This is a genomic window from Endozoicomonas sp. ALB032 (assembly GCF_049310125.1).
Lineage (GTDB): Bacteria > Pseudomonadota > Gammaproteobacteria > Pseudomonadales > Endozoicomonadaceae > Endozoicomonas_A.
In genome coordinates, this window is record NZ_JBLYNW010000001.1 from 7,083,902 (window position 1) to 7,094,789 (window position 10,888).

Here is a 10,888-nt window from a genome sequence, read left to right on the forward strand (position 1 = left end):
TTTTGTTGTGAGCGTCTCATAGATCCCGGCTAACAAAATCAGCTTCTGTGAATCCATTCGCTAGTGGAAAAAATTCGTACGTCATCCGACTTAGGCCTGATGATTCACGTTTGCGCTAGATTTTATAGCACCGCACTGGCAAGGTTGCCATGAACGGAGTTGACAGACAGTTTGTTTTCAGAAGCCTTATCAGACGACACAAGTCTTTTTAGAAAATACTCCCACACCCATCAAGCAGCTCCAGTTCCTGACAACCCTGATAAACATCAGGATCAACATCGGATAATAAAGGGTCTTGCTTTTTTAACTGTTCTATTTTGTTGCACGCCCGTTGCCTCCATGCTTCCAGTATGTGGGTAGCGCTATCGATTTTGGCTTTTTTAAGGAGGGTCACTGTATGCATAAGCTCCATTTCGCTCTCATACTCATCCAGTAAATTCAGTATTTCGCTGCCAAAAATTTCTGTCTGGTTCAGTTTTAACCATAAACTGCCAAACGCCTGTTTTTGTGGTTCCAATTCATTCGCCGACTGACATGCTTCAGCTTGCCTGGATTGAACGTTATCCAGTTTCTGCCATTGATCTGCAGTCAAATAATAGTGTTCAGATATCCCGGTGATTTTCAAAACAGTCCTGAACTGTTCCTCTGACCAGTTGCTGATTACCATTTTTTCATCCTGTATTTCCAGCTGTGGCATTGGAAAGCGGTAGTTTTGAACTCCGTCTCCTGGCAGTTCAACCTCAAGCCATTGCCCTTTGACGGTGAAAGACATCTCATTGAGGTTCTGCATCAACACAGCAATATAGCTCAGGGCTAACTGTTCTCCTGATGGGATAAGTCCAGTGACAGGTATCTCAACATGGTTATTGTCGGTTGTTCGCATCCCGGACAGAAAGTGATCGGGAATATCGTTATCCCAGGGTAGCAGACTATGGGTTTTGAGCAGCGCTTCGAACAGTATCTGGATGCCTTCTTTGGTAATGTCATGGGTTGTTAGTTGCAGGCAGGCTTCAAGCAGCTTGCTTAACCAATGGGTAGAATGCTCTTTTCTGAGTTTTTGCAAAGCGCTCAACGAGGGAAACAGATTGAATACAGCCCGGGCATGGCTGGTATCCAGAAAACGCAGCTGATCATCTTTTGTTAAGGGTTGCAGAATTTCCAGATAGAGCCCTTGCATATATTCGAGCTTCAGCACCGCCGACAATGGTTGCAACCGGGCTGAGTACTGCTCCCATAGTCCTTTATCCGGCAATGACTTCAGCCGCTTGGCAAAAAAGACAAAACGCTCCCTGTCTTCATCGGAAGAAAACAGAAACATTGCTCTATTTAACACGCGCAAAGGCACGGCTTTCATTGAATGGCGCCACAAAAAATGCTTATCCAGTTGATTAGCCTGAAGGTAACGTTTGACGCTTTTCCCTCCAGAAGAAGATAAAAGCCCTATCAATGATTCCAGCATCAGAACCGTTTTTGTCTCTTTATGGTATTGGCAGAACTGTTTTAAAACTGTCCATGTTAGCGACCAGTCTGGCTTAGGGGTGGAAAGATAAAGAGCGACTGTTTTTATCTGGCGACTGCATTTGTCCTCTTCATCATCTGAGTCGCTATTGTATTCGTCATCTCCTTCATTATCCGGGTTGCTGTGTTCTCCGGTAAGTTCTGTAAGCAGTAACTGTTTCAGTTGTGTTTCCCAGTGTTGCAGCATCTTGATAGCAGGCAGCCCTTCTGATACTAGGAGCCTGAGCATTATTTGCAGTAGCCTGTGATTGAGCGCCCCTCGGCAACCTATCCAGTCCAGCACTTTTTTCACAGACTCATGTTTGGGCAAGCCTTGGCCGTGATTCATAGAGGAGAAAACGCGGAGCAGCTTCATATTGAGTTCGCCACCCTTGTGTTTCCATTCAGGCCAGCCGAGCACCTCCTTCACGCTCTCATGTTTGAGCATACCTCTTCTATTGTTCATGGATGAAAAGGCGCGGAACAGTTCCATATTGAACTCGCCATCCTTGTGTTTCCATTCAGGCCAACCCAACATCTCTTTCACTTGCTCATGTTTGAGCATGCCTTTACCACTGTTCATGGATGAGAAGGAACGGAACAGATCCATAATGAACTCGCCACCCTTGTCTTTCCATTCAGACCAGGCCAACACCGCTTTCACTTCCTTTTGTTTGAGCATGCCTTTGCCACTGTTCATGGATGAGAAGGCGCGGAACAGCTCCATACTGAACTCGCCAAACTTGTCTTTCCATTCCAGCCAGCCCAGCACCTCTTTCACTTCCTCGTGTTTAATCAATCCCTTGCTGCTATTCATGGACGAGAGGGCGCGGAACAGCTCAATGTTGAACTCGCCATACTTGTCTTTCCATTCCGGCCAGCCCAGCACCTCTTTCACTTCCTGTTGTTTTAGGATGCCTTTGCCATGATTCATAGATGAGAAGGCGCGGAACAGCTCCATACTGAACTCGCCATCCTTGTCCTTCCATTCCGGCCAGCCCATCACCTCTTTCACTTCTTTTTTTTTGAGCACGCCTTTACCATTGTTCATGGATGAGAAGGCGCGGAACAGCTCCATACTGAACTCGCCATCCTTGTCCTTCCATTCAGGCCAGCCCAGCACCTCTTTCACTTGCTCATGTTTGAGCATGCCTTTGCGATTGTTCATTGACGAGAAGGATCGGAACAACTTCGTATTAAACTCGCCATCCCTGTCTTTCCATTCCGGCCAGTTCAGCACCTCTTTCACTTCCTCTTGTTTGAGCATGCCTTTGCCACTGTTCATGGATGAGAAGGAGCGGAACAGCTCCATACTGAACTCGCCATCCTCATCTTTCCATTCCGGCCAACCCAGCACCTCTTTCACTTGCTCATGTTTGAGCATGCCTTTGCCATGATTCATAGACGAGAAGGAGCGGAACAGCTCAATGCTTAACTCGCCATCCTTGTCTTTCCATTCCGGCCAGCCCAGCACCTCTTTGACTTCCTCATGTTTAATCATGCCCTTGCTGCTATTCATAGACGAGAAGGCGCGGAACAGCTCCATACTGAACTCGCCATCCTTGTCCTTCCATTCTGGCCAGCCCAGCACCTCCTTGACTTCCTCATGTTTAATCATGCCCTTGCTGCTATTCATAGATGAGAAGGAGCGGAACAGCTCTATACTGAACTCGCCATCCTTGTCCTTCCATGCCGACCAGCCCAACACCGCTTTCACTTCCTTTTGTTTGAGCATGCCTTTGCCACTATTCATGGATGAAAAGGCGCGGAACAGCTCCATACTGAACTCGCCAAACTTGTCCTTCCATTCCGGCCAGCCCAGCACCTTTTTCACTTCCTTTTTTTTGAGCACGCCTTTACCATTGTTCATGGATGAGAAGGCGCGGAACAGCTCCATACTGAACTCGCCATCGTTGTCTTTCCATTCCGGCCAGCCCAACATCGCTTTCACTTCCTCTTGTTTGAGCATGCCTTTACCACTGTTCATGGATGAGAAGGAGCGGAATAGCTCAATACTGAACTCGCCAACCTTGTCTTTCCATTCCGACCAGGCCAGCACTTCTTTCACTTCTTCATGTTTAATCATGCCTTTACCACTGTTCATGGATGAGAAGGCGCGGAACAGTTCCATACTGAACTCGCCATCCTTGTCTTTCCACTCCGGCCAGCCCAACACCTCTTTCACTTGCTCATGTTTGAGGATGCCTTTGGCATGATTCATAGACGAGAAGGATCGGAACAACTTCGTATTAAACTCACCATCCCTGTCTTTCCATTCTGGCCAGCCCAGTATTGCTTTCACTTGTTCATGTGTGGGCACGCCTTTGCCATTATTCATGGACGAGAAAGAAGTCACTACATCTGAACTCGCTAAATATTCGAGTTCATCCTGGCTACGCTCTGCAAAACTACGGATATGTTTTTTGCTATTATCCAGCATGCCGGTCAACATGCCTGTATTTTTGAAGTTTTCAGAAAGGTACCCAAAAAAGGCGGCGGCATTATCGAAGAAACCATTAAAAGAATCTCTATCTACGAAACCAAGCAGCTTATAAAAGGTCTTTTTTACAGTGATGTTTTTTTTCTTGAATATCACCATCAGGGTTTGCACTTTTTTCAGCTCTTCCTGACTTAATTCGTACTTGATATTTGCTTTTATTTTTTCTAACGGATCATCGGGAATTTGAGTGTCTGGCAGTTTCTTTTTTTTGGCCGCTGGTTCAGCAACAGCTGTTGAATTATTTCTTTTTCTACCCGGGCCTTTCTTTTTTTTCGGAGCGGGCTCTGGTGAATTCGATTCTGCTTCTTCCCGGATTCGTCTTACCCTTTTGTTACCTTGAATGCCCGACAGGCACTTGTCGCACAACAACGCTGAAGCTGCTGTCTGATTTGCTACACGTCCTAACTCCTGCGGATTCAATGCCTTGTCACACTTCGAACAAGCTACATGCGAATGTGCGGCATCCTGCCCAGCTGAGGGTTTCAGTGGGTCATCGCCTCCACGACCATTGGCGCCTGTCGAACCGGTTCCCCTGATACGGGCGGCAGATCCGCTTGCCTGGCCGGTCTGAACTATTGTCGCGGTCGGTGATGCTTTGGTCGTTCGGGAGGATGAATTCTTTTTCCCGTTACCCGTCTGTCGGCCAGAATATTTGCCAGAAACCATCTCACGGTAAACTCTGAGTTCCTGATCATTCTCTGCCAGCCATGTCTGAACCAGCCCCGGTTGAATCGTGCCAGGGTCTGACCTTCCCAGATCAAGAAGATCGGCTTCAATCACCATGATCCGGTCTGACAAAATTCGGGACAGGGTGGTCTGGCCTGTTATAATGGCCCATAGTCGTTTGATTTGTAATATTATAAGCAGTTGCTTTTTTTGCTGCAGACAAGCTTGGACAGGATCAGGAATAAGGGTAAGGACAGGTTGAGGTTTTGGGTCAGGACTCCGGCTGTTTCCGTCAGGTGGCTTATCGCCATCATCTCCTCCGGCGGCGCCCCTGGCGATCAGTCCATTAGAAGTGTTCTCCAGAACTTTAGGGGGCGCGTAAAACTCTAACAACTCGTTTCCAGGCTCCGGAGGCTGTCGCAAAAGCCCAACAACTCGTTCCCACGCTCTGAGGTCGTCATTCCCGCGAAGGCGGGAATCCAGCGCCAACGGTGGATCCCTGCCTTCTCGGGGATGACAAGGCCAGGGGGGCACCGGGCAGTATGGTTCTGGTGGTGAGTCAGTGTGGATTCCCGCCTTCGCGGGAATGACGAGAATGAAGCCGGGAATGACGGGAATGACGGGAATGACGGGAATGACGGGAATGACGGGAATGACGGGAGTCAACTCGTGACACCCTCGAAGAGGATCGGGCTGTCCAGGTTCAGTCAACTTATTGGAATACAGGTAGTGAGCTGGTAGCGGGCTTGAGCCGACTAATTCCAATGCATGCAGCGAATCCCCAAACGACATCGTCACTAGCACAAGCAGTGATCGAACCATCGAGCAGGCAGCTTTTTTTTGTTGTGAGCGTCTCATAGATCCCGGCTAATAAAATCAGCTTCTGTGAATCCCTGCTAGTAGAAAAAATTCGTACGTCATCCGGCTTAGGCCTGATGATTCACGTTTGCGCTAGATTTTATAGCACCGCACTGGCAAGCTTGCTATGAACAGAGTTGGCAGACAGTTTGTATTTAGAAGCCTTATCAAACGACGAAAGTCTTTTTAAAAAATACTCCCGCATTCATCAAGCAGCTCCAGTTCCTGACAACTCTGATAAACATCAGGATCAACATCGGATAATAAAGGGTCTTGCTTTTTTAACTGTTCTATTTTGTTGTACGCCCGTTGCCTCCATGCTTCCAGTATGTGGGTAGCGCTATCGATTCTGGCTTTTTTAAGGAGGGTCGCTGTATGCATAAGCTCCATTTCGCTCTCATACTCCTCCAGTAAATTCAGTATTTCGGTGCCAAAAATTTCTGTCTGGTTGAGCTTTAACCATAAACTGCCAAACGCCTGTTTTTGTGGTTCCAATTCATTCTCTGGCTGACATGCTTCAGCTTGCCTGGATTGAACGTTATCCAGTTTCTGCCATTGATCTGCAGTCAAATAATAGTGTTCAGATATCCCGGTGATTTTCAAAAAAGTCCTGAACTGCTCCTCTGACCAGTTGCTGATGGCCATTTTTTCACTCTGTATTTTCAGCTGTGGCATTGGGTAGCGATAGGTCTGAACATCATCACCCGATACTTCAACCTCAAGCCACTGACCTTTGACGGTAAAAGACATCTTATTGAGGTTCTGCATCAACACAGAGATATAGCTCAGGGCCAACTGTTCTCCTGATTGGATAAGTCCGGAGACAGGTATCTCAACATGGTTATTGTCGGTTGTTCGCATCCCGGACAGAAAGTGATCGGGAATATCGTTATCCCAGGGTAGAAGACTATGGGTTTTGAGCAGTGCTTCGAACAGTATCTGGATGCCTCCTTTGGTGATGTCATGGGTTTTTAGTTGCAGGCAGGCTTCAAGCAGCTTCTTCAACCAATGGGAAGAATGCTCTTTGCTGAGTTTTTGCAGGGCACTCAACGAGGGAAACAGATCAAATACAGCCTGGGCATGGCTGGCATCCAGAAAACGCAGCTGATCATCTTTTGTTAAGGGCTGCAGGATTTCCAGATAGAACCTTTGCATAGAGTCGAGTTTCAGCACCGCCGACAAGGGTTGCAATAGGGCAGAGTACTGCTCCCATAGTCTTTTATCCGGCAATGACTTCAGCCGCTTGACAAAATAGACAAAACGCTCCCTGCCTTCATCGGAAGAACACAGGAACATTGCTCTATTTAACATGTGCAAAGGCACGGCTTTTATTGAATGACGCCACAAAAAATGCTGATCCTGTTGATTAGCCTGAAGGTAGCGTTTGACGCTTTTCCCTCCAGAAGAAGATAAAAATCCTATCAATGATTCCAGCATCAGAAGCGTTTTAGTCTCTTTATGCAATTGGCAGAACTCTTTTAAAACCCTCCATTTTAGCGACCAGTCTGGCTTAGGGGTGGAAAGATAAAGAGCAACTGTTTTTATCTGGCGATTGTATTTATCCTCTCCTTCATTATCCGGGCTGCTGTGTTCTCGGGTAAGTTCTGTAAGCAGTAACTGTTTCAGTTGTGTTTCCCAGTGTTGCAGCATCTTGATAGCAGGTAGCCCTGTTGATACCCAGAGCCTGGACATGATTTGCAGTAGCCTGTGATTGGGCGCTCCGCAGCAACCTATCCAGTCCAGCACTTTTTTCACAGGATCATGCTTGGGCAAGCCTTGGCCGTGATTCATAGACGAGAAAACGCGGAACAGCTTCATATTGAGTTCGCCACCCTTGTGTTTCCATTCAGGCCAGCCGAGCACCTCTTTCACTTTTTCATGTTTGAGCATACCTCTGTTATTATTCATAGATGAAAAGGCGCGGAACAACTCCATATTGAACTCGCCATTCTTGCCTTTCCATTCCGGCCAGCCCAACATCTCTTTCACTTCCTTTTGTTTGAGCATGTCTTTGCCACTATTCATGGACGAGAAGGCGCAGAACAGCTCCATATTGAACTCGCCATCCTTGTCCCTCCATTCCGGCCAGCTCAGCACCTCTTTCACTTGCTCATGCTTGAGGATGCCTTTACCATTGTTCATGGATGAGAAGGAGCGGAACAGCTCCATACTGAACTCGCCATCCCTGTCTTTCCATTCCGACCAGGCCAGCACCTCTTTCACTTCCTCATGTTTGAGGATGCCTTTACCGTTGTTCATGGATGAGAAGGAGCGCAACAGCTCCATACTGAACTCGCCATTCTTGTCTTTCCATTCCGGCCAGCCCAGCACCTCTTTCACTTGCTCATGTTTGAGGATGCCTCTGCCATGATTCATGGATGAGAAGGAGCGGAACAGCTCCATACTGAACTCGCCATACTTGTCCTTCCATTCAGGCCAACCAAAAATCTCTTTCACTTCCTTTTTTTTGGGCACGCCTTTACTATTGTTAATGCATGAGAAGGAGCGAAACAGCTCAATGTTGAACTCGCCTTCTTTGTCCTTCCATTCCGGCCAGCCCAGTAACTCTTTCACTTCCTCATGTTTGAGCATACCTTTGCCACTATTCATTGACGAAAAGGATCGGAGCAACTTCGTATTAAACTCGCCATCCCTGTTTTTCCATTCCGGCCAGTTCAGCACCTCTTTCACTTCCTTTCGTTTGAGCATGCCTTTACCATTGTTCATGGATGAGAAGGAGCGGAACAGCTCCATATTGAACTCGCCATCCTTGTCTTTCCATTCCGGCCAGCACAGCACCTCTTTCACTTGCTCATGTTTGAGGATGCCTTTACCTCTGTACATGGATGAGAAGGAGCGGAACAGCTCGATATTGAACTCGCCATCCTTGTCTTTCCATTCCGGCCAGCCCAGCACCTCTTTCACTTGCTCATGTGTGGGCACGCCTTTACCACTGCTCATGGATGAGAAGGAGCGGAACAGCTCTATATTGAACTCGCCATCCTTGTCTTTCCATTCCGGCCAGCCCAGCATCTTTGTCACTTGCTCATGTTTGAGCATGCCTTTACCATTGTTCATGGTTGAGAAGGAGCGGAAATACTCAATGTTGAACTCGCCATTCTTGTCCTTCCATTCCGGCCAGCCCAGCAGCTCTTTCAATTGCTCATGTTTGAGGATGCCTCTACGATTGCTCATAGACGAGAAGGAACGGAACAGTTCCATATTGAACTCGCCATCCTTGTCTTTCCATTCCGGCCAGCCCAGCACCTCTTTCACATGCTCATGTGTGGGCACGCCTTTACTATTGTTCATGGATGAGATGGAGCGGAACAGCTCCATATTGAACTTGCCATCCTTGTCTTTCCATTCCAGCCAGCCCAGCACCTCTTTAACTTGCTCATGTTTAATCATGCCTTTGCCATGATTCATAGATGAGAAGGAGCGGAATAGCTCAATACTGAACTCGCCATCCCTGCCTTTCCATTCCGACCAGGCCAGCACCTCTTTCACTTGCTTATGTTTGATGATGCCTTTGTTATGATTCATGGATGAGAAGGAGCGGAACAGCTCCATATTGAACTTGCCATCCTTGTCTTTCCATTCCAGCCAGCCCAGTACCTCTTTCACTTCCTCATGTTTAATCATGCCCTTGCTGCTATTCATAGACGAGAAGACGCGGAACAGCTCCATACTGAACTCGCCATCCTTGTCTTTCCACTCCGGCCAGCCCAGCATCTCTTTCACTTCCTCATGTTTGGGTAAGCCTTGGCCATTATTCATGGACGAGAAAGAGCGGAACAGTTCGATATTGAACTCGCCATCTTTGTCTTTCCATTCAGACCAGCCCAGTATTGCTTTCACTTGTTCATGTGTGGGCACGCCTTTGCTATTATTCATGGACGAGAAAGAAGTCACTACCTCTAAACTCGCTAAATATTCGAGTTCATCCTGGTTACGCTCTGCAAAACTACGGATATGTTTTTTGCTATTATTCAGCATGCTGGTCAGCATGCCTGTATTTTTGACGTTTTCAGAAAGGTGCCCAAAAAAAGCAGCGGCATTATCGAAGAAGCCATTAAAAGAATCTCTATCTACGAAACCAGACAGCTTATAAAAAGTGTTTTTTACAGTGATGTTTTTTTTCTTGAATACCGCCACCAGGGTTTGCACTTTTTCCAGCTCTTCCTGACTTAATTCGTACTTGATATTTGCTTTTATTTTTTCTAACGGATCATCTGGAATTTGAGTGTCAGCCGGTTTCTTTTTTTTGGCCGCTGGTTCAGCAACAGCGGTTGAATTATTTCTCTTTCTACCCGGCCCCTTCTTTTTTTTCGGAGCGGGCTCTGATGAATACGGTTCTGTTTCTTCCCGGATTCGTCTTACCCTTTTGTTACCTTGAATTCCCGACAGGCACTTGTCGCACAACAACGCTGAAGCTGCTGTCTGATTTGCTACACGTCCTAATTCCTGTGGATTCAGTGCTTTGTCACACTTCGAACAAACGACAACTGAATTTCCGGTATTCTGCTCAGCTGAGGGTTTTAGTGGGTCATCGCCTCCACGACCATTGGCGCCTGTCGAACCGGCTCCCCTGTCACAGGCAGAAGGTCCGCTTGTCTGGCCGGTCTGACCTGTTGTTGCGGTCGTTGATGCTTTGGTCTTTCGGGAGGTTGTATTCCTTTTCCCGTTACCCGCCTGTCGGCCAGAATATTTGTCAGAAACCATCTCACGGTAAACTCTGAGTTCCTGACCATTCTCTGCCAACCATGTCTGAACCAGCCCCGGTTGAATCGTGCCAGGGTCTGACCTTTCCAGATCAAGAAGATCAGCTTCAATCACCATGATCCGGTCTGACAAAATCCGCGCCAGCGTGGTCTGGCCTGATATAATCGCCCATAGTCGTTTGATTTGTAATATTATAAGCAGTTGCTTTTTTTGCTGCAGACAAGTTTGGACAGGATCAGGAATAAGGGTAAGGACAGGTTGACGCTCTGGGTCACGACTCCCACTGTTTCCGTCAGGTGGCTTATCGTCATCACCTCCTCCGTCGGTGCCCCTGACGATCAGTCCATTAGAAGTGTTCTCCAGAACTTCAGGGGGCTCGTAAAACTCCAACAACTCGTTCCCACACTCCGGAGGCTGTCGCAAAAGCCCAACAACTCGTTCCCACGCTCCGAGGTCGCCATTCCCGCGTAGGCGGGAATCCAGCTCCAACGGTGGATCCCTGCCTTCTCGGGGATGACAAGGCCAGGGGGGCACCGGGCAGTATGGTTCTGGTGGTGAGTCAGTGTGGATTCCCGCCTTCGCGGGAATGACGAGAATGAAGCCGGGAATGACGGGAATGACGGGAGTCAACTCGTGACACCC

The 10,888-nt window shown here is 47.7% G+C and carries 2 protein-coding genes; both read right to left on the reverse strand.

The window, feature by feature from the left end; genetic code table 11:
* Nucleotides 1-208: 208 nt before the first annotated feature.
* Complete coding sequence (locus ACO6VG_RS25775; RefSeq protein ID WP_422476229.1) at nucleotides 209-5,329, reverse strand: hypothetical protein; 5,121 nt, start codon at nucleotides 5,327-5,329, stop codon at nucleotides 209-211.
* 378 nt (nucleotides 5,330-5,707) lie between these two features.
* A complete protein-coding gene (locus ACO6VG_RS25780) occupies nucleotides 5,708-10,876 on the reverse strand; it encodes a hypothetical protein (protein WP_422476231.1) in 5,169 nt (1,722 codons plus the stop codon).
* Nucleotides 10,877-10,888 lie beyond the last annotated feature (12 nt).